The 26,036-nt window shown below is 36.3% G+C and carries 27 protein-coding genes; 6 read left to right on the top strand and 21 right to left on the bottom strand.

Annotated elements, in window-relative coordinates; translation table 11 throughout:
* Positions 1-51: 51 nt before the first annotated feature.
* Positions 52-174 carry a hypothetical protein gene (locus tag H9655_RS22610; RefSeq protein WP_263600729.1) on the bottom strand — a complete coding sequence of 41 codons (123 nt, stop codon included), beginning with the start codon at positions 172-174 and terminating at the stop codon, positions 52-54.
* Between the two features lie 108 nt (positions 175-282).
* Positions 283-2,001: an acetate--CoA ligase gene (gene acsA, locus H9655_RS00670; protein WP_191809919.1), complete on the bottom strand. Its 1,719-nt coding sequence runs from the start codon at positions 1,999-2,001 to the stop codon at positions 283-285.
* A 527-nt stretch (positions 2,002-2,528) separates the two neighbouring features.
* On the opposite strand from acsA, the gene H9655_RS00665 reads away from it, so the two are divergent.
* Genes H9655_RS00665 through H9655_RS00655 form a run of 3 tightly spaced genes read left to right on the top strand, consistent with a single transcriptional unit; the run spans position 2,529 to position 4,982 of the window.
* Positions 2,529-3,161 carry a GNAT family N-acetyltransferase gene (locus tag H9655_RS00665; RefSeq protein WP_191809917.1) on the top strand — a complete coding sequence of 211 codons (633 nt, stop codon included), beginning with the start codon at positions 2,529-2,531 and terminating at the stop codon, positions 3,159-3,161.
* A gap of 25 nt (positions 3,162-3,186) precedes the next feature.
* Positions 3,187-3,828, top strand: a complete 642-nt coding sequence (locus H9655_RS00660; protein WP_191809915.1) for an acetoin utilization AcuB family protein — start codon at positions 3,187-3,189, stop codon at positions 3,826-3,828.
* 5 nt (positions 3,829-3,833) lie between these two features.
* Complete coding sequence (locus tag H9655_RS00655) at positions 3,834-4,982, top strand: acetoin utilization protein AcuC (protein ID WP_191809913.1); 1,149 nt, start codon at positions 3,834-3,836, stop codon at positions 4,980-4,982.
* Positions 4,983-5,032: 50 nt separating this feature from the next.
* On the opposite strand, the gene H9655_RS00650 is transcribed toward H9655_RS00655, so the two are convergent.
* The 4 genes from H9655_RS00650 to H9655_RS00635 all read right to left on the bottom strand — a co-directional run bounded on the left by H9655_RS00650 (position 5,033) and on the right by H9655_RS00635 (position 7,279).
* Positions 5,033-5,479 carry a DUF6376 family protein gene (locus H9655_RS00650; RefSeq protein WP_191809911.1) on the bottom strand — a complete coding sequence of 149 codons (447 nt, stop codon included), beginning with the start codon at positions 5,477-5,479 and terminating at the stop codon, positions 5,033-5,035.
* Positions 5,480-5,879: 400 nt separating this feature from the next.
* Positions 5,880-6,335, bottom strand: a complete 456-nt coding sequence (locus H9655_RS00645; protein ID WP_191809909.1) for a DinB family protein — start codon at positions 6,333-6,335, stop codon at positions 5,880-5,882.
* A gap of 21 nt (positions 6,336-6,356) precedes the next feature.
* Positions 6,357-6,722, bottom strand: coding sequence for a cupin domain-containing protein (locus tag H9655_RS00640; protein ID WP_095372238.1), 366 nt, complete (start codon positions 6,720-6,722; stop codon positions 6,357-6,359).
* Between the two features lie 2 nt (positions 6,723-6,724).
* Positions 6,725-7,279 (bottom strand): flavodoxin family protein, encoded by a 555-nt coding sequence (locus tag H9655_RS00635; protein ID WP_095372237.1) that lies wholly within the window; start codon positions 7,277-7,279, stop codon positions 6,725-6,727.
* A 118-nt stretch (positions 7,280-7,397) separates the two neighbouring features.
* Between H9655_RS00635 and H9655_RS00630 the strand changes: the two genes are divergently transcribed.
* Entirely contained in the window at positions 7,398-8,309 is a 912-nt protein-coding gene (locus H9655_RS00630) for a LysR family transcriptional regulator (protein WP_191809907.1), read from the top strand.
* Between the two features lie 40 nt (positions 8,310-8,349).
* Here H9655_RS00630 and H9655_RS22295 read toward each other — a convergent pair whose 3' ends face one another.
* Positions 8,350-8,499 carry a hypothetical protein gene (locus H9655_RS22295; RefSeq protein ID WP_225230354.1) on the bottom strand — a complete coding sequence of 50 codons (150 nt, stop codon included), beginning with the start codon at positions 8,497-8,499 and terminating at the stop codon, positions 8,350-8,352.
* Positions 8,500-8,606: 107 nt separating this feature from the next.
* Positions 8,607-9,827, bottom strand: a complete 1,221-nt coding sequence (locus tag H9655_RS00625) for an MFS transporter (protein WP_191811301.1) — start codon at positions 9,825-9,827, stop codon at positions 8,607-8,609.
* Between the two features lie 142 nt (positions 9,828-9,969).
* On the opposite strand from H9655_RS00625, the gene H9655_RS00620 reads away from it, so the two are divergent.
* Positions 9,970-10,863, top strand: a complete 894-nt coding sequence (locus tag H9655_RS00620; RefSeq protein WP_191809905.1) for a LysR family transcriptional regulator — start codon at positions 9,970-9,972, stop codon at positions 10,861-10,863.
* Positions 10,864-10,882: 19 nt separating this feature from the next.
* Here H9655_RS00620 and H9655_RS00615 read toward each other — a convergent pair whose 3' ends face one another.
* The 9 genes from H9655_RS00615 to H9655_RS00575 all read right to left on the bottom strand — a co-directional run bounded on the left by H9655_RS00615 (position 10,883) and on the right by H9655_RS00575 (position 18,703).
* Positions 10,883-11,422, bottom strand: coding sequence for a GrpB family protein (locus tag H9655_RS00615; protein WP_191809903.1), 540 nt, complete (start codon positions 11,420-11,422; stop codon positions 10,883-10,885).
* 15 nt (positions 11,423-11,437) lie between these two features.
* Positions 11,438-12,082 (bottom strand): VOC family protein, encoded by a 645-nt coding sequence (locus H9655_RS00610; protein ID WP_191809900.1) that lies wholly within the window; start codon positions 12,080-12,082, stop codon positions 11,438-11,440.
* A gap of 161 nt (positions 12,083-12,243) precedes the next feature.
* Positions 12,244-12,990, bottom strand: coding sequence for a flagellar motor protein MotS (gene motS / locus H9655_RS00605; protein ID WP_191809898.1), 747 nt, complete (start codon positions 12,988-12,990; stop codon positions 12,244-12,246).
* A complete protein-coding gene (gene motP / locus H9655_RS00600) occupies positions 12,977-13,798 on the bottom strand; it encodes a flagellar motor protein MotP (RefSeq protein WP_191809896.1) in 822 nt (273 codons plus the stop codon). The genes motS and motP overlap by 14 nt, the downstream gene beginning before the upstream one ends.
* 213 nt (positions 13,799-14,011) lie before the next feature.
* On the bottom strand, positions 14,012-15,010 hold the full coding sequence (gene ccpA / locus H9655_RS00595; RefSeq protein ID WP_191809895.1) for a catabolite control protein A: 999 nt from the start codon (positions 15,008-15,010) through the stop codon (positions 14,012-14,014).
* A 354-nt stretch (positions 15,011-15,364) separates the two neighbouring features.
* Positions 15,365-16,438, bottom strand: coding sequence for a bifunctional 3-deoxy-7-phosphoheptulonate synthase/chorismate mutase (locus H9655_RS00590; RefSeq protein WP_225230353.1), 1,074 nt, complete (start codon positions 16,436-16,438; stop codon positions 15,365-15,367).
* Between the two features lie 820 nt (positions 16,439-17,258).
* Positions 17,259-17,582, bottom strand: a complete 324-nt coding sequence (gene ytxJ, locus H9655_RS00585; RefSeq protein WP_191809893.1) for a bacillithiol system redox-active protein YtxJ — start codon at positions 17,580-17,582, stop codon at positions 17,259-17,261.
* A gap of 129 nt (positions 17,583-17,711) precedes the next feature.
* A complete protein-coding gene (locus tag H9655_RS00580; RefSeq protein WP_191809891.1) occupies positions 17,712-18,194 on the bottom strand; it encodes a YtxH domain-containing protein in 483 nt (160 codons plus the stop codon).
* 23 nt (positions 18,195-18,217) lie between these two features.
* Positions 18,218-18,703, bottom strand: a complete 486-nt coding sequence (locus H9655_RS00575; RefSeq protein ID WP_191809889.1) for a DUF948 domain-containing protein — start codon at positions 18,701-18,703, stop codon at positions 18,218-18,220.
* A 318-nt stretch (positions 18,704-19,021) separates the two neighbouring features.
* On the opposite strand from H9655_RS00575, the gene H9655_RS00570 reads away from it, so the two are divergent.
* Positions 19,022-20,137 (top strand): aminopeptidase, encoded by a 1,116-nt coding sequence (locus tag H9655_RS00570; RefSeq protein WP_191809887.1) that lies wholly within the window; start codon positions 19,022-19,024, stop codon positions 20,135-20,137.
* 146 nt (positions 20,138-20,283) lie between these two features.
* On the opposite strand, the gene H9655_RS00565 is transcribed toward H9655_RS00570, so the two are convergent.
* From H9655_RS00565 to H9655_RS00550, 4 genes are all read right to left on the bottom strand, one after another.
* Positions 20,284-20,697 (bottom strand): acyl-CoA thioesterase, encoded by a 414-nt coding sequence (locus H9655_RS00565; RefSeq protein ID WP_191809885.1) that lies wholly within the window; start codon positions 20,695-20,697, stop codon positions 20,284-20,286.
* 432 nt (positions 20,698-21,129) lie between these two features.
* Positions 21,130-22,425, bottom strand: coding sequence for a UDP-N-acetylmuramate--L-alanine ligase (gene murC, locus H9655_RS00560; RefSeq protein ID WP_191809883.1), 1,296 nt, complete (start codon positions 22,423-22,425; stop codon positions 21,130-21,132).
* Between the two features lie 274 nt (positions 22,426-22,699).
* Positions 22,700-23,377 carry a hypothetical protein gene (locus tag H9655_RS00555; RefSeq protein ID WP_191809882.1) on the bottom strand — a complete coding sequence of 226 codons (678 nt, stop codon included), beginning with the start codon at positions 23,375-23,377 and terminating at the stop codon, positions 22,700-22,702.
* Positions 23,378-23,406: 29 nt separating this feature from the next.
* Entirely contained in the window at positions 23,407-25,875 is a 2,469-nt protein-coding gene (locus H9655_RS00550; RefSeq protein ID WP_191809880.1) for a DNA translocase FtsK, read from the bottom strand.
* Positions 25,876-26,036 lie beyond the last annotated feature (161 nt).

Raw genomic sequence — 26,036 nt, 5'->3', positions numbered from 1 at the left:
TAAAAAGAGGTGCCATTCGCACCTCTTTTTTTGATTCTATAATCATAATATCTAAATAGTTTGCTTTCCATTTCTATCAATATGCCCCAAATAAATAGATTCACCTTCATCTATCATGACTTCAGACATTGCAATATTTCCAGTGTGTTTGTTAAATATAAAACATGTATTCATAGCTACTCCTCCCCTTTACTTCAAAAGCGTTAACTCAAATACAAAAAGCGAGTCAATTAGAGAGGAATACCTCAAACATTGACTCGCAACACTAACCTCATTGATCAATTAATCTTCCATTGTAGATAAGTCGCCCGTAGGTAAATCTAATTCCCAAGCCTTTAATACACGACGCATGATTTTACCACTGCGTGTTTTTGGCAGTTTGTCACGGAATTCAATTTCACGAGGTGCAGCGTGTGCCGCTAACCCCTTTTTAACGAATTGACGAATATCTTCTTTCAATTCATCTGTTGCTTCATAGCCATCGATTAGCGCAATAAAGGCTTTAATAATCTCGCCACGAACCGGATCCGGTTTTCCTATGACACCAGCTTCCGCAACAGCTGGATGTTCGATGAGCTTACTTTCTACCTCAAATGGTCCTACTCGTTCGCCTGACGTCATAATTACATCATCGACTCTCCCTTGGAACCAAAAATAACCATCTTCATCCATATAAGCGGAATCGCCTGAAACATACCAATCGCCTGGCATGAAGTATGAATCATATTTTTCTTTATTATTCCAAATTGTATGCATCATAGATGGCCAGCCTTTTTTGATAGCCAAATTACCCATACGATTTGGTGGTAATTCATTCCCTTGGTCATCAACAATAGCTGCTTTCACCCCTGGAATTGGTTTACCCATGGAGCCAGGTTTAATCGCTAGACTTGGATAATTACAGATTAATTGCGCACCTGTTTCTGTCATCCACCACGTATCATGAATACGTTTATTAAATACTTTCATGCCCCATCTCACGACTTCAGGATTCAGTGGTTCACCTACACTTAACACATGGCGTAATGAGCTTAAGTTAAACCTTTTCACCACCTCATCCCCAGCACCCATTAGCATACGGAATGCTGTTGGCGCACTATACCAAACAGTTACCCCATAATCTTCGATCGCTTGATACCATGTTTCAGGGCTAAATCGGCCTCCGACAATGAGATTAGATGTCCCTGTTAACCAAGGTCCGAAAATACCATAAGAAGTTCCTGTTACCCAACCTGGATCAGCAGTACACCAATAAACATCTTCTTCTTTTAAGTCCAGTACCCATTTCGCCGTTTGATAATGCTGGATCATTGCATTGTGAACATGTAAAACACCTTTTGGTTTACCCGTTGAACCAGAAGTATAATGTAAAATAAGACCATCAGTTGGCTCTACCCATTCAATCTCTAACTCTTTACTTGCATTTTGCATATATTTACGGAAATCTAATAATTTCCCATTTTCTTCTACATTGTCACCAACAACAAAGATATGTTTTAAGTTTGGTAGTTTATCAGCAGGTACACGATCTAAAAGTTCAGGAGTCGTAATAAGGACTTTTGCTTCACTATCCTCCAAACGGTCTGTTACCGCTCCCTCCATAAAGGCTTCAAACAGTGGCCCTACAATGGCACCTAGTTTGATTGCACCAAGAACTGAAAAGTAAAGTTCTGGTGAACGCCCCATAAAAACAAATACGCGATCTCCTTTTTCCACGTCTCCATATGCTTTTAGTACATTAGCCGCTTGGTTTGAGAAATCCTTCATTTCTTTAAAGGTATACTTTTCTTTACTCTCACCTTCACGATAATAGAGCGCTACCTTGTTTTTCTTATCACTTTCAGCATGGCGGTCAATTGCTTCGTACGCCAGATTCATTTTCCCTGTTTCGTACCAAGAAAATTGCTTTTTCGCTTCTGTCCAATCAAAACTATTATACGCTTCCTCATAATTCTTCAAATTATGGTTCCCTTGTATTACTGGCAGCGCTTCCAATTTCATGTTTATTTATCCCCCTTTAAACTTGTTTAAACTATTATAATATAAATACTTTATTTTCACAATTTTTTAAATTATAGGTCAGGTAATTATCCATAATGAATTATTAAACTGTAACTTAAAAAGGTATAATCATAAAAAGGTGATACCGTCCATGTTATTGAAACGATTTTCCCAATCACGGCTAATCTCCTTTTCTTTCATTTCATCATCAAATACTAAATGGAAAATATATGTATATTCTATCTCATCATTTGCTCAAAAGTTATACCTTTTAAAGAGATACACTTATTTGTTTGTGCAGCCACTTTTGCAGGAGAGTCAAAAGTTCAATTACTTCCTCATTTTCAACAGTCGTTCTTACTTCATAAAAGGCAGACGAAAATATTATGATTTTTGCTCTCACCACTACTTAAAAAAATCTACATATAATTTCAAATTGTCATTAAATTGATGTTTTTTATATGAAAGCGCTTCAGCAGTTTATGTATAATAGATAGTAAGATTACTTGTTTTAGGCGGTGAATGAATTGCAGCATCTGAAAACGTATAATGCGATGAAACTGAATACAGCAAACGGAGAATTAATCATTGAAGGTCCGGTTTCTGTCGACCTTCTAAAAACTTATGACTTTCATCATGATCTTGTTGCTTTCAGACCTCCAGAGCAACAAAGGAAGGCTTTAATTGAGATTGCTGAATTACCTGAAGGAAGAATCATTATTGCTAGATTTAGAGATACGATCGTAGGCTATGCGACTTATTTGTATCCAGACCCGTTAGAAAGATGGTCAGAAGGGAAAATGAATAATCTCATCGAACTAGGGGCCATAGAGGTGATTCCTGCCTTTCGTGGAACGGGAACTGGAAAAAGTATCTTACGCGTCTCTATGATGGATGATGCGATGGAAGATTATATTGTCATTACTACCGAATACTATTGGCATTGGGACTTAAAAGGAACTGGTTTAAATGTATGGGAGTATCGCAAAATCATGGAAAAGATGATGAATGCCGGTGGACTGGTATGGTTTGCTACTGATGATCCAGAAATCAGCTCTCATCCAGCTAATTGTCTAATGGCGCGTATTGGTAAACGAGTATGCACAGATTCCATTCAACAGTTTGATAAACTTCGATTTATGAATCGCTTTATGTATTAGTTTTTCTTAAAAAGGGGGATTTTAAATGATTGTTGAAGAAATGATGAAGAAGGAAATCTTTACACTTACTGAAAATCACCTCATTGCAGATGCACTCCAACTTATGCGTGATCAAAAAATCCGCCATTTGCCTATTATCGACGAAACCAATCACCTTATTGGCTTAGTAACAGATCGAGATATACGGGATGCGACGCCTTCTATACTAGATACAGTTCAATTAAAAGAAGGCCTCTCGCAACCAATTAAACGAATTATGAAAACGAATATTATTTCTGGACACCCATTAGACTTTGTAGAAGATATTGCAGCAACCCTGTACGAGCACCGCATCGGTTGTATGCCCATTCTCAATGATAATAAGTTAGTTGGCATTGTAACTCAGACAGACCTCCTTCATACTTATGTTGAATTAACAGGAGCCCATCAGCCAGGATCACAAATTGAAGTAAGAGTGCCTAATCGTACAGGCAAGCTTTTTGAAGTAACCTCGGTATTTCGCAATTTAAAAGCCAATATACTTAGTGTCCTCGTCTATCCAGATAAAGAGGATAGTAATTACAAAATTATAGTCCTTAGAGTCCAAACAATGAATCCGCTTGCTCTTGTAGACAAATTACGTGAGGAAGGACATTCTGTACTCTGGCCTATAGATCCAAGGAAGTGAACATCATGGACCGTTCTGTTTTTTTATATTCTGATGCATTACTTAACTATCGCTTTAATGCTGAGCACCCCTTTAATCAGCAACGCCTAAAATTAACTTTAGATTTACTACAATCTATCCATGCGATAAAAGACGCACAAATGATTGCACCTAGAATAGCAACAGAAGAAGAATTATTACTCATTCATGATCCAGGTTATGTTCGTGCTGTAAAGTTAGCAGGCAATGGTGAGCTTCCCCAAGAGCAGGCAGAAGGTTACGGGCTTGGAACCGAGGATACACCTATTTTCCCTCAAATGCATGAGGCCAGTAGCTTACTTGTTGGAGGCGCATTGACTGCCGCTGATTATGTCATGCAAGGGAAGGCAGAGCACGCCCTTCATTTAGGCGGGGGGCTTCATCATGGCTTTAGAGGGAAGGCATCTGGGTTTTGTATTTATAACGACAGCTCAGTGGCAATTAAATATTTACGAGAAAAGTACAATGCCCGTGTCCTTTATATTGATACGGATGCTCATCATGGCGATGGTGTACAATGGGCGTTTTATGATGATCCAAATGTATGTACATTATCTATCCATGAAACTGGTAGATACTTATTTCCCGGAACAGGGAATATTAATGAAAGAGGTCATAGTCATGGATATGGCTATTCGTTTAATATACCTTTAGACGCTTTTACAGAGGATGATTCTTGGCTACATGCTTACGAAACGTCCTTTAAAGAAGTAGCAGCGTTTTTTAAACCAGATATTATTTTTACGCAAAATGGTGCTGATGCGCATTACTATGATCCATTAACACATCTTTCAGCAACAATGAGAATATATAAAGAAATACCAAGGCTCGCTCACCAACTTGCTCATCAATATTGTGAAGGTAGATGGATTGCCGTTGGCGGTGGTGGATATGATATTTGGCGGGTCGTTCCGAGAGCTTGGTCACTTATCTGGTTGGAAATGACTGAAAATTCAAGCGGAAAAGGAGAGCTTCCCTCTGATTGGATGGAAAAGTGGCAAAAGGAATCTCCATTTAAGCTACCACATACTTGGGAGGATTCATCGGATATCTATAATCCCATTCCAAGAAAAAATGAAATCACTGAAAAAAACGCACAAACGGTGGAAAAAGCACTTTATCCCATAAGAGAATAAAAGCAAGCACCGTTAGCTTGCTTTTATTTTTACTCATCATTAGCGCTAGCCTATTCTCCAAGATTTTCAATTTCATTGTAAATGGATGTGATGTCATTTATTGTTTGCATAAATTCTTGGTCCTGAACAAACGCCTTCGTTAATGCACCTTTCTCTAAACTTTCCTCAAGTTTAACGAGTTGCGATGATAATGCTTCATTTTGTTGCACCAACTCAGCATGAAGACTATCAATTAATTCTGGTGCCTCTGTTTGTTCAATAGTATCGATGGCTTTTTGTAACTCCTCGATATTTTTTTCCAGTGATGCTGCCACGTTCTCATCCGTTATCGCTTGCTCTGCTTGTTCTGGAAAATCGTTGGCAAACTCTGTAATCTCATTCATATAATCTTCCACATCATTAACATACGCCAACGTATTTTTTGTATCTTCAATTGGCGAACATGCAGACAAGAACAACAACATACCAAGAGCAGCAACATAAACTTTTGTCTTCATCCCTTATCTACCCTTCCTTTTCTTTAACTGTTCTTTTATGATTGGCACTGCTTTTTTCTTCAAAAACTTCACGCCTTCTTTTTGAATGAGTCTCTTTAGTAATTTTTTCACAGCCATTAGTCTTCACTCCTTAATAAATGAGTTAGTGTTTCTTTTTTTAAAGCACGACAAAAACCCTTACCAAAGAAATTTGGTAAAGGTCTCGCAAACAACGAATGTTGCCAATAAAGCCGAGGGAGAGTCCCTGTATTGACGACTTTACTGTAACTGCTACTCCCCTTTAGACAAAAGGTAGTTGTATATTTAAGTTTTCCCAATTATACCATGCCCATATTTAACCTGCAACTGATTGCAACCTTCATCTGAAAAGAACAAGTCGATGACAGTAGCCCAATCAAGCTTAGCCTTCCACTCCTTGGGATGCATCCCACTTTCCTTGTAATTTGCGCAACAAGATGATTTGACCCGTATGATACGCCGTATGCAAATAAAGATGACTCAATGGCTCACTGGCATTATTCATCACTAAATCATCCGATGCTTCTAGTTTTTTTTTCCAATCATTATATAATTGATGAATCCTCTCTCTCGTGTGAGAAAAAGTTACCCCTTCAGCCAACTGAAAAGTATTTTCTTTAGCTTCATCAACTGGTTCTTCTTTGAAGCGATGCAAGTATCTTTCATTATAATAAAGAAGATGTGTCGTGATTTCATGGATACTATGAACGTCTTCGTTCGGTTTCCAATTTGCTTCTTCATCACTCAAGTTTGTTATGCTATTCAGCAAACTAACAAACCACCCATTTTCATGATGTGATGCATTTAATTGCTCGTTTAATACCTCCCTTAATTCCATCACTTTACCCCCTTTTGCATCTTATATCCAAACATCATTTTCAGCCGTCAATGATGATTTCACCTCTCCAGTATTAATCACTCCTTTCGGTTCAATTAATATGACATGGCACTCTTCTTTTGCATATGGACAATGTTCCACTCCCTGAGGGACAACGAATAAATCACCATTCTTTAATACCACATCTTCTTCTCTCATGCGAATCGTTAATTCACCTTTAACTACCAAAAATACTTCGTCTGTATCATCATGCTTGTGCCACACGAACTCACCTGAGAATTTAGCGACCTTCAATTGATAATTATTCATTTCTGCAACAACTTTTGGAGACCAAAACGTATGAAATTTTGTTAGTTTTTCTTGAATGTTAATGGGTTGATTGTTCATTTTTATGCCTCATTTCCTTGTGAAATAACTTTATTCATTTCTTTTGCTGCACTGATTGCCTTCGTATCTTTTTCAATATCTCTCGGTTTATTTCCTTCACCCAATATATATCCTAAAAACTTCATTCCCATAAAATCAAAGATGTACTGAAATTGTTGAATCATTGGTAATCCCTTGATCGTTGGCTGATCTCCACCAACAGCTATGACATAAGCTTGTTTATTTTCCATGCACTTCTTAAAGTGTTTCATTTCGGGATCCCTGAGTGTTTGGGACCAGCGATCGATAAAATTCTTCATCATACCGGACATACTATACCAGTAAATAGGTGTAGCAAATATTAACGTTTCATATGTCATTATTTCTTGAATTAATTGTTGATAATCATCATCCACTAGAGGAAAACCGCCTTCACTATGTCGATGATCCTTTATAGCATCTATTTGATAGTTAGATAAATGAAATTCCTTAACTTTCACCCCATTTATCACTTGTTTCGTCAACCATTCAGTATTCCCGCTTTTACGTGTTCCACCATATATAACTGCTATTTTCATTACGATTCACTCCTCTAGTTTCCTATCATATTAAGTTTAATCTGTTTCTATTAATAGATACAGATGATAATATAGATATCATCAATCGAAAAATACGATCAATGCTGAAGGTGAAAAAATGGATATGAAGCAATTAAAGACCTTTCAAACAGCAGCCATTACTTTGAATTTTACAAAAACTGCAAAAATGCTTAATTTTGCACAATCAAGTGTAACCGCTCAAATAAAAGCATTAGAAGCAGAACTGCAACACCCACTTTTTGAAAGGTTGGGAAAAAAACTTGTCTTGACCGCTACCGGTAAAGAATACAAGAAGTATGTTGACCAAATGTTAAGGTTAAATGATGAGGCACTACAAAAAATAAGTGACAAACAGTTTAGAACAGCCTCCTTAACAATTGGCGCACAAGAAAGTCAATGTACTTACCGACTTCCACGAGTTTTACAATTATTTAAATCACAGTTTCCTCATGTAAAATTGACGTTTAAACCTGCCCATTCTGATGATTCAGCAAGAGCACTTTTAGATGATGGTACACTCGACCTTGCTTTTATCATGGATGTGAGAAAAACCCCTGAGACCTTACTGACAGAGACATTAATAATTGAAGAGTTAAAAATGGTGGCAGCGCCAGAGTATGCAATTAAATCAAGCGTTACCCTAAAAGATTTACAAAATGAATCATTTCTCTTAACCGAAATCGGATGTGCCTATCGCACTTTATTGGAGCAGACTTTAGCGGGGGAAAATGTCTTTTTGCATAACAGTATTGAGTTTGTGAGTATAGAGGCCCTTAAACAATGTGTAATAGCTGGACTAGGTGTGGCTTTTCTTCCCGCCATGGTCGTCAATAAAGAGCTTCACAACGGTCAATTAAAAGAAATTATTTGGCCAAACGAACACATTCAACTCTATACTCAAATAGCTTGGCATAAAAACAAACAAATGACACCACCACTACAAGCATTTATTGATTTAACTAGAAACGTATTTAAAGAGGAGAGAAAAAAAGCTATTGGTTCTTATTAATAAGAGTTAATCCTATTATCGATAGCTTGGCAGTTACTATTTAATGATCGTCTCCACTATGATGAAATAATGTCGTGACAAGTTGTAACGCAAACAATCTAAATTTGCGCATGGAAACAAAATTTACTAATGAAAAGGCTAACACCACCATCGCTCGTCTTTCACTTCTGCTTTTTCCACTCTTGTCCATCATTCCCTTATATGAAAAAACCCAATCCGATTTGATCAGATTGGGTTTTACTATCGTCTATTACTCTCATAAAAATATTTGATTGAGCGCTCAATCATCAATCATTTTCATTTATAAGAATGCCACTGTTGTTTCAACACTACATGGTTTTTTTGCATATATTGTAGACTTGCAACAAGCGCAAATCCTATCATAAGAAAAATGACAACCATGCCGATGACTCCATGCCATTCGTAGCGCGACCAGAAGAATCCAGCAACTGTACCACCGACACTAGAGCCGAAATAATAAAGAAATAAATAGAGCGAAGAGGCTTGTGCTTTGTCATGTGTTGCTCGTTGGCCAACCCAACTTGAAGCAATGGCGTGTGCCCCGAAAAAGCCAAATATAAAGATAGATAAACCTAAAAGAATGCCGATGATATGAGGTATAGCCGTACAAACTGTACCTACTATGGCCAAGGTGAAATAACTGACTAACATTTTCTCTTTACCGTAAGAACGAACAAGTTTTGCGTTAATTGTAGAACTAACTACACCGATTAAATAAATAAGAAATAACCAGCCAATCGTTGCATGACTATATGAAAATGGCTCGCTCATTAATAAATAACCAACATAGTTAAACAATGCCACATTGCTACCTAATAGTAAAAAACCGATAAAAAACAAAGCTAACAACATTGGATCTTTAAGATGGTCAATTAAAGAATGGGATAATGAACGAAGGTTTAATAATCTCGGTTTAAAGAATTTTGAATCAGGTAAACTTCGTTGAAAATACATTGTGGCAATAAAGCCAATCAGTCCCACGCCAAGGATAGCAATTTGCCAGCTGAAGTAATCTGTAATAACACCCGTAAACACACGCCCAAAGACAGCGCCTGTGGCATTCCCACTAATATAAAGGCCCATTGCCTTTCCTAAACTTTTCGGATCCATTTCCTCAGATAAATAAGCCATTGCAATAGAAGGCAAGCCTGCAAGTGTCACACCAATGAGCACACGATAAATAAGTAATATCTCAAAAGAAGGACTAAATGCCGTCAAAATACACAGAAATGAGGAAATGAACATGGAATAAACCATAATCGGTTTTCTTCCCCACACCTCTGATATAGAACCAAAAAATAACATACTAATCGCTAAAACTACTGTTGTCAGGGAGAGGGAGAGACTTGCTTCTGCTGGGGTAATAGAAAAAATCTTCGAAAACTCCGGCAGTAATGGTTGCATGCAATAGAGTATGGCAAAAGTATTAAATCCCGCAGCAAAAAATGCGATATTCACTTTTTTAAAAAGGTTGGTACCTTGCTGTATGCCGTTCATCAATTCATGTTCTCTTCTTTCTTTTAGAATAGTTCTTCTAACATATTCTTTAATATTAAACATCGTACCACCTTTGAATCGATATGTATAATGCATTATAATAATAAAAATAATGCATTTTTGTAATGGAAAGAGTGAGTCTATGGATATTCAACAATTGCTTTATTTTCGAACACTTGCCGAAACGGAACATATGACACAATCAGCAGAGAAACTATTGATTTCTCAGTCTGCATTAAGTCGTTCCATTGCAAGGTTAGAGGATGAATTAGGCGTACCATTATTTGAAAGACAGGGGCGTGCTATTCACCTTAATGGATATGGGGTTATTTTTTTGCGAAGAGTAGAGAAAATAATTCAAGAATATGTAGAAGCCAAACAAGAAATTCAAGACCTTATTCAACCGCATACTGGAACGATTTCTCTTGGCTTTCTCCATACATTAAGTACCAATATTATCCCTGATATGATTTCACAATTCCGTGATTCTTACCCTGAAACACATTTCCAACTTAGTCAGGGAGCTTCACATGTCATGTTAGAACAACTTTATAATGGACAAATTGATTTATGTTTTATTGCACCTAATGATAAAGATGATGAGGTAGGGTGGATGAAGTTATGGGAAGAAGAACTTTTTGCCGTCGTACCTAAAAACCATCACCTAGCAAAGAAAAACTCTATTACACTCGAAGAACTAAAATATGAACCCATCATCCATTTAAAGAAAGGTTATTCTTTAAGAGAAACCGTTGAGGGGCTCTTTTTAGATGCAGGGATCACACCAAAAATTACGTTTGAAGGCGATGAGGCAGACACAGTGGCAGGGTTAGTTGCCGCAGAGCTTGGGGTTTCAGTTTTACCAGATTTGAAAGGTATCAACAAAAGTAAGATTATACAAATTCCAATTAGTCGACCACATTGTTTTCGTATGATTGGTATTGCTTGGTTAGAAAGCCGTTATATGTCACCTATCACAAAAACATTTAAAAAATTTGTGTTAGACCAATATATTTCACTGGATGGTGAAAAATAGGCCATCCAGTAAAATATATTTAAAACCGATGTTGATGAAGATTCCCGTCCTGTTCAAACCAAGTTAATGCCTTTTGTTCAACTTTTTTCACATAAGCATTTTTTCCTTCTATATAGGCATGAATATCTGCAGAGTGTTTAATGGCCAATGCTTCTTTTAATGCACCATATTTTTTTGCTTCTAATGGATGAGTCCGTAAATAATCACGAAAGGCAAGATGTCTAATAATCTCTTCATTGTCTCTTGCAAAAAAATGAAGATGATGAGTACGATTATCATGTCCTTTTTGAAAATATCTTCTGCCTCTAATACCATTCTCTCCTCTTGCCTCATACCCTAATGCATTCATTTCAGTGATGTAATCATCAACCTCTGTAATATCTTTGACAACCGGTAATATATCAATAATCGGCTTGGATTTAAGACCTGGCACTGAGGTACTACCGATATGAAATATGGCTATCATTTGCTCTTTGAAGACTCGCTTTAACTTCTGTGCCTCTACTTCAAAAGCCGTAGACCATTGTCGATCATAATCAAGTACTTCTACTTTCCTCATGATTACCTCCATTATCTATGATTGAATAATCCCTCTATCTGTTCGAATAACGATTGGTGCCTCTTTAGCATATTTATTAGAGAAAATCCACCTTCTACCAACAGGAGCAACAATAATATAAACTCCATCTTCATATTCTCCGAAAAAATTTAAATATTTCTCGTGTTTAATAGATTCGTTGTTTCTCACTGGTATTCCTTTATCTTGTAATTGCTGAGCAAGCTCTAGTACATGGTTTGTAGCGATACCCACCTCACTTATATTTAAGAAATGAGCCCTATGAAAATGCGATTCATCAGCTACAGCAGACGTTTTTCTTGCAATGAATTCAACGATATTACCGGATGGATCCTCGAAATAGATCGTTTTTGCTTTTGCTTCCTTAAAGTCTGCCTCATCTTCACCCTCTTCCCTTGCCAATGTCACTCTATTACTTAACCAAACTTTCGCTGATTGAAATAAGTTAGGTGGAATATTAATAGCGAAATGATAAAAAGAGGCCTGTTCATACGCCTCTTGAATGGTTAACAGACTTGTACCGACCTGAAATGTAATCTGTTGTTTAGATTCTTTATATACATGTAACCCCATCACTTCTTCATAAAATTTTTTCGTTTCATTGTAATTACCTACATATATTGTTAGCTCTTTTATTTGCATCATTTCTCCTCCTTACTGTTACTTTCATTATACAAAATGACTGCTTTTTAAAAGTCAGTCTAGAGGTTGAAAAAAGTTACTCTTGCTTGTGTAAAATAGATAATGGTAATGCGTATACCCAGCTTTTTCTTAGACTAAATAAAGTGAAAAAAGCTATAGAATCAATGAGATGATTCCATAGCTTCATTATGATTATATTCAGGATCAAGAATAATCACTTCTACTCTGCGATTTTTCTCCCAATTTTCCGAGCTATTGTTAGCGACAATCGGCCTTGTTTCACCGTATCCTACTGCAGTAAAACGAGACGGTTCTATTTCATTATTCTCCACCAAATAACGAATAACACTACTTGCCCGAGCAGAAGATAATTCCCAATTCGATGGGTAACGATAAGTCTCGATTGGACGATTATCTGTATGACCCTCAACTCGGATAAGATTAGGCATTTCTTTGAGCATAATCCCTAACTTTTCGAGAAAACCAAATGAATCTTCAATAAGATCGGCTTGGCCCGTTTCAAACAATACTTGTTCTTGAAGAACGAGCACAACACCTCTTTCGTTTCGATTGGCTGTAATCACATTTTCCATTCCATTAGATTTTAGATAGCTCTCGACTTCCTGAACAAGTGAATCAAGTGAATGGGGTGTTCCTGTCTCTGTTTCATCTGACACAGATTCACGTCCATCCTCAGGTAATATTGATGAGCTAGATTGGAATATCCCTACTTTATTAAATGAATCTGAGACAGCTTTAAACTTCGTCATGTCCACTTGTGACATCGAAAACAGGAGGATGAAAAAGACGAGAACGAGCGTAACAAGGTCCGAATAGGTCACCATCCAAAGGGGAGCACCCTTTTTATTGTTCCTATTTCTTTTAGATCGGCGATTATTGCGCCTCATGTTCAAAGCCCTCCGTTAGCTCTAGTCGCTCCTCGATCGCTTTTTTCTCGGTTTCGGACAAATAAACACTTAATTTCTCTCGTAAAATCGTTGGATTCTGTCCCGTTTGAACCCCAATTACCCCTTCAATCACAACCTGTTTATAAAAAATTTCATCATCCGTTTGAGATTCAAGTTTCGCAGCTAAAGGATTGAAAAAAAGATTTGCTAGTAAAGTGCCATATAAAGTCGTTAATAGAGCAATTGCCATTCCGGAACCAAGTTCTGAGGGGTCATCCATATTTTTCAACATAAGGACAAGACCAATTAATGTACCAATCATACCCCAAGCAGGTGCATAATCCCCCGCTTTTTCAAAAATATTCCTTCCTTTTCGATGGCGCTCTTCCATTGCATCAATATCTGCATTAAGGATATCTCTAATCATTTCTGGTTCAATTCCATCAACCGCCAACAACACACCTTTACGGATGAATGGATTTGGTTCATTTACGACTTCTAACTCTAAAGATAATATGCCTTCTCTTCTTGCACGGTCTGCTAACTTAACAAAAGTCTCAATCAGACTCTCTATCGACCTCTCTTCTTTAGAAAAGCCTTTTTTCATTACTATAAAAGTTTTTCGTAAATCCTTCATTTGGAAGGATATAAAAAGACCTGCAACTACACCACCAATGACAATAAAGATGGATGAGAAATCAAAGAAAGACTTGATCCCTGTCCACCCACCGGAAGCAACAATTCCAAAGATAATCATGATTACACCGACCATTAAACCAACTGGTGTTAACTTGTCTAGCTTTCTCATTCTCTCTCTCCCAAATTACGAAATTAGAAAACTCGCCTATTGGCGAGTCTGCAAGAGGTGAAGACAAGTTGTGCCTTATTAGCCGTAAAGACACTTATCTTCTCACTTGACCATTTTTTCTTACCTTAACATGTAAAAAGTGAGAATTACCTTGTAAATACGGTAAACTCACTTTTATATGTCTTTTCTCTTTTTCTCATATCGGTCGGATGATTATTTTGTTGAGTTCCGCTGTTCAATTCGGTGCGGAAGTACTACTGTGTGATCTGTGACTTCTTCCTTATTCATATACTTCGTCAATAACCTCATTGCTACTGCACCAATGTCATATAACGGTTGAACAACGGATGTAAGTTGTGGTCTCACCATTAAAGCTAATCTTGTGCTATCAGAACTAATCACTTCCACATCCTGAGGTACGTGATATCCTTTATCTTGTGCACCATGAACGATTCCTAATGCCATTTCGTCTGACCCAGCAAATATAGCAGTTGGCTTGTTATCTAACTCTAACAACCGTTCAAATGCCTCTAAACCTGAGTCATATGTGTAGTCGCCTTCAATTACCCATTCCTCATGATAAGGAATATTCGCATCTTGAAGAGCTTTCTTATAGCCTTTTAATTTTTTTTCTGCATTGATTGGTTCTCTTAACGGACCAATAAGAAAGGCAATTTTTTCGTGACCTTTTTGAATAAAGGCTTCCGTCGCATCATAAGCTGCTTGTTCATAATCGATGTTTACAGAAGGAATGGTTTGCGACTTTTCAATCGAACCAGCAAGTACAATAGGTACAGGGGATTTCTCAAATTCCGCCACATGTGCTTCCTCTATATTACCGCCCATAAAAACAATCCCGTCCACTTGTTTTCCTAACATCGTGTTCAATAGATGTAACTCCTTGTCCATATTTTGATCTGAGTTACTTAAAATAATATTATACTTATACATTGTTGCGATATCTTCAATTCCTCTAGCTAACTCCGCGACTAAGGTGCTCGATACGTCGGGTAATATCACACCTACTGTTGTCGTTTTTTTACTAGCCAGACCCCTTGCGACAGCATTTGGACGGTAACCTAAACGTTCAATTACTTCTAATACTTTTTTCCTTGTTGTTGGTTTGACATTAGGATTCCCATTGACAACCCTTGAAACAGTAGCCATTGAAACATTTGCTTCGCGTGCTACATCATAAATCGTAATATTCATGTCACACACTCCTTTTACTTTTTTCTATATTAATAAAATGTATTTATGTATGTCATTCTTCTACAAACCTTATTTGTTCAGCAAGAATTGTCATTATGTATAATCATACGATACTTTTCTCATCCCTCGCAACTTCATGCTGCAATATTTATGAAAAAGTCAAAAAATAGTTAAAATCTAGCCCAGATCACGAATATCAAATGTTCTTCCCTATTGTTCAACTCCTCACATAATCTTAAAAAAATGATTAGAAAATCACAACCATCCTCACTACAAATGATTTTATAAAGATATAAAAAAAGCCGACTCAAAAGGGACCATTACCATTCCCCTTAAGTCAGCTTTATTATATCATTACACTTGAATTTGTGAAGGAAGTTTTAGTTCATTCATGAATTGATCGAATTGATTTAAATCCATTTGCTGTGCGGAATCAGATAACGCCACTGCAGGATCAGGATGGACTTCTGCCATTACTCCATCAGCACCAATAGCAAGTGCTGCTTTTGCAGCTGGAAGTAATAAATCTTTTCTTCCAGTTGAATGAGTGACATCAACCATAACTGGTAAATGTGTTTCTTGTTTTAAAATTGGAACAGCCGTAATATCTAACGTATTTCTTGTTGCTTTTTCATATGTTCTTATCCCACGTTCACAAAGAATGATTTGGCCATTCCCTTGTGCCATGATGTATTCAGCAGCATTAATGAACTCTTCAATCGTTGCAGACATACCACGCTTTAAGAGCACGGGCTTATTGATTTGTCCTGCTGCTTTTAGCAATTCAAAATTCTGCATATTTCTAGCGCCAATTTGAATAACATCTAAGTACTGCACTGCTGTTTCCATATCATTTGGGCTGACGATTTCTGAAATAACAGCTAAACCGTATTCATCTGCTACACGTTTTAAGATCTTTAAGCCTTCAACACCTAATCCTTGGAAATCATATGGAGAAGTTCTAGGCTTAAATGCGCCGCCACGTAACAACTTCAAGCCTTTAGCCTTCACAGCTTCCGCAACTGATGCCACTTGCTCATATGATTCTACCGCACATGGTCCGAAGACAAGATGCGGCTGTCCGTTACCGATCTGCTCTCCATTTATATCAACAATTGTATTTTCAGATTTTTTCTTACGGGATACTAATAATGCTTTGCGATGGTCATCTTTTTGTAATTCTAAACCAGCTTTAAAAATTTCCTTGAACATATGCTCAATTGTTGAGTTCTCAAATGGTCCATTATTATTCTCTTTAATTAGATCCAACATCGCTCTTTCGCGGACAGGATCATAACGATAGACGCCTTGTGTTTCCTTTACCCTTCCGATTTCTTGGACAAGTTCTGCTCTCTCATTTATTAAAGAAAGCAACTGAAGGTTAATTTCATCCACTCGGTTACGCAATTGCTCTAGTTCTTTACCCATAATAGTCCCATCCTCTCAATTGTTATTACATTAAAGCTCCATCCTAAAAAGCGAAGATGAGTAAGATAACTTTCTTGCTTTATTCAGATATCACTTAATTGTTTTGGTGATAATTATAATACATTTTTTATAATTGTTGTTATTATATATGAAATATATACTTCTGTCACTAATTTTTTCTTTATTAATTAGACGCTTTTAAGTAATAAAGTAAAATGATTCAAAAGGATGTGATTCTTTTGGGTGAGAAGCAACAATTTTTTTCCTTTGATATAGGAACAAGGTCAGTCATGGAACTGATGATGTGAAAGAGCAATGATAGATGGTTCACATTGTATTGTAAAGGTTTATATTATGAATGCTACCATTGTTAATGGCTCTGTTTATTGATCTCTAAACAATCTAAGACTAGTTAAGGATATCGATTTCTCTTGGCAGATTCTTTTTTTTGGATAAATTTTTACTATAGTCAGTATTACGATGAGTTAAGAAAATTACCCTTTATAAACAGCTTTTGCAAATCATCTTAGAAAAAGTGATATTAGTTGAGGAATGGAATAATGGAAGGGGAAGAAGCACAATATTTATTTTTATGGTTTCCTTATCATGGAACTTCAATATACGTTATTTTTAGAGAAGTCCTCTATTGGAGTAAATTCAACAGGGGGGCAATTTAGAATTTCACTGATCAGCTAGAAATTACACACTATAGAGTAAATGGCATGAACAGAAAAAAACATGACTCCTTTACCCCATTGAAATAATGACCCGAACGACCCACGTCCATATTAGACTTAAATCGTTCGGATAAGATATCACCTTAAGCTTGTACAGCCTCATTTAGGCTATCATATGTAATTTTACGATGGGATGTATGCCAAGCCACTTCTTTATTAACGAAAAGAAAAGCTTGGGGAGATTCGTGTTTTACTTCAAATATTTCTGCGATTTCATTTGACAAAGGACGATCTTCTTGCACAACTAAATAATAAGCTTTTACATCATTATTTTCAGTTGTGAATTGTTCATATTGCTCGTACGCATCTGCGCTGATTGGGCAAGTGTTACTGTGCTTAAGTAATAACATCTTCTCATTCGCTTGCAATGCTTGGTCAAATGCTTCTTTTGTATTTAATCTTTCCATTTAAATTACCTCTCTTATTATAATTATGGTATTCCTCACATTATTTTACTAAAAAAGGGTTACCTATGACAAATCGATTTCATAATAAAGCGGTAAAGAATCGAGGGCTCTTTACCGCTTAGTTGAAAGTTATTGATTTACTTTTTCCTCTGTTTGATCAAAGGCTACTTTCGTTTCTTCTAATCTTTTTTGTGCTTCTGCTTCCGATGTTGGCGCACTTTCTTGAGGCACTCCGTCATCTTTCGCAGTCATTTGCTTAATTTTATCTTTCATATCTGCAGACTGCTTTGAGACTGTTTGTTGTAGGTCACTAGATTTTTCTTTTGCTGATTGGACGATTTCATTGCTTTTTTCTTTAGCCACTTGAACCCATTCAGTACCTTTAACTTTAGCAGTATCAGCGAGATGGCTAGATTTTTCCTTTAAATGAGAAGCTTGTGTATTAATATCACTGATTAATTCCTTACCAGATTTAGGTGCAAGTAATAATGCTGTACCAGCACCTACAATACCGCCAATTAGTGCTCCGATGACGAAATCCTTAGTATTAATGCTATCTTCATTTTTGGCCACTTGTTTTGATTCATTTTCTTGACGATCTTGGTTACTCATTATTATCATCCTCCAAATTGAATTTATGACCTTGCTCTTTCTCTTTTCTTGCTAGGGACAGGGATAGGATCCTCAGCTGTATACGTTTGCGATGAGGCTTGCTTACGTTGTTTATATTTCTCTCTTAGTTCTAAGATGACATTCCCCCAGCTAATAGCTTGTGCAACTTTTTCCTTATTCGACTCTAGCTGCTGACTGACTGAAGATGATATATTTTGAATAGAACCATTAAAGGTTCTTACTGAGTCCCCTACTTCTTTTACGGCACCAACAACATGATTCAAGCTTTCAGATTTCTTTTGAATATCTTCTGCTAATGCATTCGTTTTATGTAAGAGTACTGTCGTTTCCTTAGTCACTCCATCTAGCTGTTTTTCTAACCCATCTAATGTCTTAGATACACTTGTTAACGTTACTTGTAACGATGAGAGTGTTTTAGAAAGATAGATGACTAAAACTAAAAAAGCAATGGCAATAATAGCTACACTCAAATACAAGATAATTTCCATTAGGTACACCTCCGTATTTTCAAAATAAAAATGATTCAAAGAAAAGAGCAAAGTATTTAATTTATTATTGCTTTTCCCCATTTATTAGAGAATAAACGCTCTTTCCAAATAATCCTTTTTATTTTATCTGTAAATATTATCATAATATAAACAATTACTTAAATGAAGCGATTAGACCTAAAGGGAAGCTTACATATCTATACTTATCTTAATAAAATCATTTATTCTGTCTTTTTCTCTATTTATTTTCGAACAAACATCCCACTTTAGGTTACAATAAGAAGGTAGTAATCAATTTTTTATTCGGAGGGATATGTAATGAAAGATCCTCGTATTGAACAATTAGCTAAGAACTTAATTAATTATTCAATTGGTTTACAAAAAGGAGAAAAGGTTCTCATTGAGAACTTCGGTTTACAAAAAGAACTTGTAACTGCTCTTGTAAAAGAAGCCTACGCCGCTGGTGGTCATCCTTTTGTCACAATAAAAGATAATACAGTTGATCGCGCGCTCTTATTCGGCGCAAATGAAGAACAATATAATATGATGGCTTCATTTGAAGCAAATGTCATGAGCCAAATGGATGCTTATATTGGCTTACGTTCTGGAAATAATATTAACGAACAAGCAGATGTACCAGATGAGAAAATGCGTATTCATGGATCAACAATCGGGCAGAAGGTACATAGAGAAATTCGCGTTCCAAAAACAAAATGGGTCGTACTCCGCTATCCAAACGCTTCAATGGCTCAATTAGCAAAAATGAGCGTGGAAGCATTCGAAGACTTTTACTTTGATGTATGTAACTTAGACTACAGTAAAATGGATGCAGCGATGGACAATCTCGTTTCATTAATGAATCAAACAGATAAAGTTCGCTTCACAGGACCAGGGACTGATTTAAGTTTTTCAATTAAAGATATTCCCGCTATTAAATGTTCTGGACAAATGAATATACCGGATGGTGAAGTTTATACCGCTCCAGTTCGTGATTCCGTGAATGGAGTTATTTCTTATAACACGCCATCTCCATATAACGGTTTTACGTTCGAAAATGTAAAACTAACTTTCGAGAATGGTAAAATCATTGAAGCCACTGCTAATGATACTGAGCGTATTAATAAAATATTCGATACAGATGAGGGCGCTCGCTTTGTTGGAGAATTTGCTATTGGTGTTAACCCTTATATTCTACACCCAATGCAAGATATCCTTTTTGATGAAAAAATTGACGGTAGCTTCCACTTCACACCAGGACAATGCTATGATGAAGCATATAATGGTAACAAATCAAATATCCATTGGGACTTAGTCAATATCCAACGTCCTGATTATGGTGGTGGAGAAATCTACTTCGATGATCGACTAATCCGCAAAGACGGAAAATTTGTAATTGCAGAATTAGAAGCACTCAATCCAGAAAATTTAAAATAAGCGTCTACCACGAACAAATTTTTGTTCGTGGTTATTTATGTATTCATTTACGAGTTAATGTTGATTCATTTTCCTGTTCCGTTTTGTAACCAAAAGGAACAGTGTGTTAAGTAAAATGAGTCTTCCACTCGACAAAAGATGAACGCTTAATTGATCTGATTATCTTTCTGGAATAACTGGGCAATTTCCTTAACAACAGGCACACCTTGCCTTGTCATCGTATTAAACATCACAAAAGTTTTTTTACATGTTGTCAGTAACTCTGCATCCTCATTATAAATTTCTTGGTATATATAAAAACTTTTATTACCTACGTTAAGCAATTCCGTAAAAATAGTTAGTTCTTCATTCACACGTGCCTCTTTTTTATAAGTAACATCAAAGTTAACCATTACTGTTCCTAAATTTTTTTGATCTAATTGTTCTCTTCCAATGCCAATTTCTTTATACCAGTAAGATACAGCCTTCTCTAAATAGACAAGGTATTTCATATAGTTCATGTGACCTAAATGGTCAATATCATCTTGTTGAACACTTACCTTTAATGTACTTTTTCGCATACTCATCCCCCGTCATTCATTTATTATTATTTTTTATATTATATTTTATCAAAATAGTAAGAAAATGAATACCATCAACTTTCATCATTCAATTGAAGAAATCGTATTTATATTGATGGGTCTTCTTAAAAAAATTCAAAAAATACGAAGATAGTTGTGTCGTTTTTGATAGCCTATGTAAGTGCAACACAATAATTACTCCGCTATCTTTGCCGGTTTCACTTCAGTTGGACGCACAAACTCACTTTGCTCTGCTTTCTTTGTCGATTCGAACTATAATTGTGCGCGCAACAAACCCTTTTCGCTCTGCTACCATTGCCATTTCTACTTCTGATCTACACACCCATTCCCCATTGCTCTAATAGATTTGAACGAAAAATGAATTTATAAAACAAAAAATTAGTCCCTCATTCTTATGAGGAACTAATTTGTTTATAGTTGCATTTCGTATGCTTTCTGGAATTTTTGAATGTCGCCTGCACCCATAAAGATTAAGACACCATCGTGATGATCTTTTAAGATATTGGTATCCTCTTCGTTTAGAATAACAGCTCCATCCACTTTTGCTTGTAAATCTTCAATAGAGAGCTTTCCGTGAATTTCTCTAGCGGATCCAAAGATTTCACATAAATACACTTGGTCAGCCAAGTTTAAACTTGAAGCAAAATCATCTAAGAATGTTTGTGTTCTCGTAAAGGTATGCGGTTGAAAAACACCTATGATTTCTTTATCAGGGTATTTTTGACGCGCTGCTTCAATTGTTGCTTTTATTTCAGTCGGATGGTGAGCGTAATCATCTATAATGACTTGATCACCAATTTGTTTTTCTGTAAATCGTCTCTTTACTCCTCCAAAGGTTAGGAGCTGTTCTTGCACAATCGACGCATCAATATCTTCGTAATGACACACGGCAATAACGCTTAAAGCATTTAAGACGTTATGATCTCCATATGCTTTGATCGTGAACGTATTATAAAAGGTATTCCTTACAAATACATCAAAGGTTGTACCGCTTGTTGACTTGATGACATTTCTTGCTTGAAAGTCATTTTCTTCACCAAAACCATAAAAAACAACAGGTACTTTTGCTTGCACTTTTTGTAATTGCTCATCATCACCACAAGCGAAAATTCCTTTTTTCACTTGTAATGACATTTCTTGAAACGCAGAAAAAACATCATCAAGACTTGCAAAATAATCTGGATGATCAAAATCAATATTAGTCATGATGCAATAATCCGGATGGTATGACAAGAAATGACGACGATATTCACATGCTTCAAAAGCAAAGTATTCAGCCAGTTTATTTCCTCTCCCCGTACCATCACCAATTAGATAAGCAGTAGGATTCGCACCTGTAAGTACATGTGCAAGTAACCCTGTCGTAGAAGTTTTACCATGCGCTCCTGTAACAGCGATACTTGTAAAATTCTTCATGAAATCACCGAGGAACTTGTGATAGCGAATGATTGGTAAACCAAGTCTTGTCGCTTCTTCTATTTCCTCATGTGTATCAGGGAATGCATTACCAGCAATAATTGTTAAGCCGGGTTGTATATTATCTTTATTAAATGGCAAAATTTTTATTCCAGCTTCCTCAAGTGCCACTTGTGTGAAGAAGTGCTTTTCAACGTCTGATCCTTGAACATTATAATTCATATCATGTAGAATTTGTGCAAGTGCACTCATTCCTGACCCTTTAATACCGACGAAATGGTAAATAGTCATATAAAGAAACCTCCAACCATCGTATATCTGTAAAACAGTATATGACATATATCTATTTTTGCTCATAATCGTTTATTTCAAGTTTCCATAATTCTTTTTTATTCACATTTAAACATTATATCATTATTCCCTTTGAAAAACTATGTATCACTCGTCCCGATCATCATAATTTTTTACAACTTATAAAGTATGGGATTTTACCTTACCAACGGCACAGTATAATAGCTTTTTCAGCATTAAAAGGATGTTTGTTTTTAGGTAATAAGAACGATGTCTATTGACTCACTACTTCCCAATATTGTCTTTCTGGTAAAATGTCCAGTGCTCTGTGCTTTAAGAAAGACCTCAAAGTATCATTTTTGCCCATTCTTTGATAGTTTGTACGTAATTCAATAAAAAAATGAACATGTGGACATAGCAGGAAAGGGGTAAAAGCAAAATCATTCTTTATACCAGGAATTCTCCTTAAAAAAACAACCATTCCTTTTTCGATAGTTAAAGAAGAATGCTCCACATTATTTAATGATACAACTTGTTCTTCCTCATTTAAGTCATATCCAATAATAGTCTTTCCATCATAGTCAGTAATTAGCAATGGTTCCATCACGGAAGCCATACATAGGGCAGCTTGAATCATTTCATATTCACGCATCTGATTTCTTTGTCTCTGTAAAAAAAGTTGAAACACACTAACCCCATGAATGGTTTGGTAATCAAAAATTAACCAATCAGTAAATAGCTGGTACAAACTTGATGGAATTTCATCTTCTTCCTTTAATTGGAGATGTAATTTGAAAATATGTTTTGCACGGACCATCTCACGGATATTTAAGTGGCGTGCACTGTACCTTTTAACCTTATCAATTAACTGAAAACTAGCTTCCTCACCTTGCAGTTGCTTTTTTTCACGAAACTTGTGCAAATGAACGATGGGTGTATTATTTTCAACCATCATGTCCCTTCCTTACCTTTCTTCTAACATCATTCACTATTTTGTTGAATTTCATTTAGTTCCATTTCATTAATGAGGACATCTCTTGGCTTACTGCCTCGATTTTCAGATACGAAGCCTTGTTCCTCCATCATATCTATTAAGCGTGCTGCTCTGTTATAACCAATTTTAAACCTTCTTTGTAACATAGAAGCTGATGCCGCCTGATGATCAATCACAAAATAACATGCTTCAAAAAATAATTCATCTGTTTCTTCAGTTACTTTCGCTTTCTTTAATAACTCATCTTGTTCAAATAAATATTGCGGTTTCTGCTCTTTCCTCACATGTGCTACGACATCATCAATTTCTTGATCAGAAACAAAAGTTCCCTGCAAGCGAACTGGTTTTGATGAACCGTTTTCTAAAAAGAGCATATCTCCTCTACCCAACAGCTTTTCAGCACCACTAATATCTATTATTGTCCGTGAATCGACTTGTGAAGAGACAGAAAAGGCAATTCTCGTTGGTACATTTGCCTTAATGAGACCTGTGATAACATCAACTGACGGACGTTGAGTCGCTATAATTAAGTGAATCCCGCAGGCCCTTGCCTTTTGAGCGATACGACAGATGGCTTCCTCAACATCAGCTGGGGCCATCATCATTAAATCGGCTAATTCATCTATGACAATGACAATATACGGCAATTTTTGATTGTATTGCTTATTTATTTCTGCATATTCATTATAACGATTAATATCTCGTACGCCCGAATGAGCAAATAGTTCGTATCTTCTTTCCATCTCTTCTACTGCCCACTTCAGTGAGGCTGTCGCCGCTTTTACATCGGTTATGACCGGACTAACAAGATGTGGTATTTGATTGTATGGTGCTAATTCTACCATTTTAGGATCAATGAGCAAAAGCTTTAACTCATCAGGGTCCGCTTTATATAAAAGACTGATCAGAATAGAATTAATACAAACACTTTTACCAGATCCTGTTGCTCCTGCAATTAAACCATGAGGCATTTTGCGTAAATCTGTGACAATTGGATCACCAGCAATATCTAACCCTAATACAGCAGTTAATGGTGACTCCGATTGCATAAACTCTTCACTATGTATGATTTCGCTAATTTGTACAGGTCTACTTTTTTGGTTAGGCACTTCTATGCCTATCGCATGTTTTCCTGGGATAGGTGCTTCTATTCTAATATCTCTTGCAGCAAGACTGAGTTTTATATCATCAGCTAAATTTGTAATTTTATTTACTTTCACTCCTGGCTCTGGTTGCACTTCAAAACGGGTAACAGCAGGACCTTTCGTTACTTGCATCACATGAGCTCGGACATTGAAGTGATGTAGAGTAGCATTTAATAATTCCTCTTGTTCTAATAACCATTCTTCATCTGTGTCCATATTAACCGGAGGATCTAACAGCCTCATAGAAGGAAAAACATAATTAGGCAGATGTTCTTCTACTTCCTCTTGTCTATAAAAGTCATTTTTTTTTACTTGTGACGATTGATCAAATTCTACCGTCTCATTGACATTTAACCTTTTCTTATCCGATTGCAACATCATTACATTAAAAGGCAGGTGACTCCGCTTCTGTGATTGAAGAGGCGACTTTTCAGTTTCTATCTCTTCTTCCACATTGACTTGAACTTCTTCCATACTATCTATGCTTGTTTGTCCTTCATTCTGCACAACCTCTTCATACATCCGTTTCTCTTCAACTTCTTCAAACTGGTTGGAAATAGGAGCGGTTTTTTCAAGTGCGACAGCAGATTGCTCTTGTGAAACGATTACCTCATCTTCTTCCTGAAATGGTACTATTACTTGTTCAGGCTCATTGTTAGTAACGACTAGCGTTTCTTCTTCCATCCTCACATCCACTTTTTCCGGCTCATCGTATTGAGACAATTGATTGTATTGTTCCTCAAGTGGAGTTGATTCTTTTTTGCCACGAGCAATACCAAGGTCATATTCAATAGGCTCTATACTTTCATATTGCTCAAGTTTCGTTTCCTCTTTTATTTGACTCTTTCTTTGACCAAAACCATATATAGGAGAAGGTATTTCTGATGGTTTAAATGGCCCAGTATTCAGCTTAATCTCCGTTTTTTTTATTTGTTTCTTTTCTAATGGACGATGACTTTCTTGCTGATTTTCAATATTTTCTTTTGTTGCATGACTTCTTCTTTGTCTTGTTTGAAGATTTTTGCTTTCTATTGGCTTTTCGTCTGCTAATTTATTTACACGTTCCCTTGGCTTTCTTCTTTCCCGTGTCTCATCTGGAATGAGAGGAAAACGAAATTCACCTTTTGGATATTGATAAATAACTTTTGCTTCTATCTCTCTATGCGTATCATATGATTCTTTAGCTTGAATTTTTTTATTCGTGTTATTTGTAGGTTTCTCTTCTTGAGTTGTATTCGCTGGATTATATTCCTTGAACTCATCGGCATCATAGCCATTAAAGTAGGCTTTTATTCTTTTAAACCAATTCATTCTATCAACTTCCTTTTCTGTTCTAACTTATATTCTATCAGTAAACCTACTAAGAATGATAGCAATTATATAATCTGAGTTATCTTTGATAAGTTTTTGATATCATTGAAAAAGATGACATACAAATGAAAAATGGACCGCCTATAGCGACCCATTTCCAT

This window comes from Cytobacillus stercorigallinarum, assembly GCF_014836495.1.
Lineage (GTDB): Bacteria > Bacillota > Bacilli > Bacillales > Cytobacillaceae > Cytobacillus > Cytobacillus stercorigallinarum.
The sequence above is the reverse complement of the archived record's forward strand: the minus strand, read 5'-3'. Positions and strand labels throughout refer to the sequence as shown.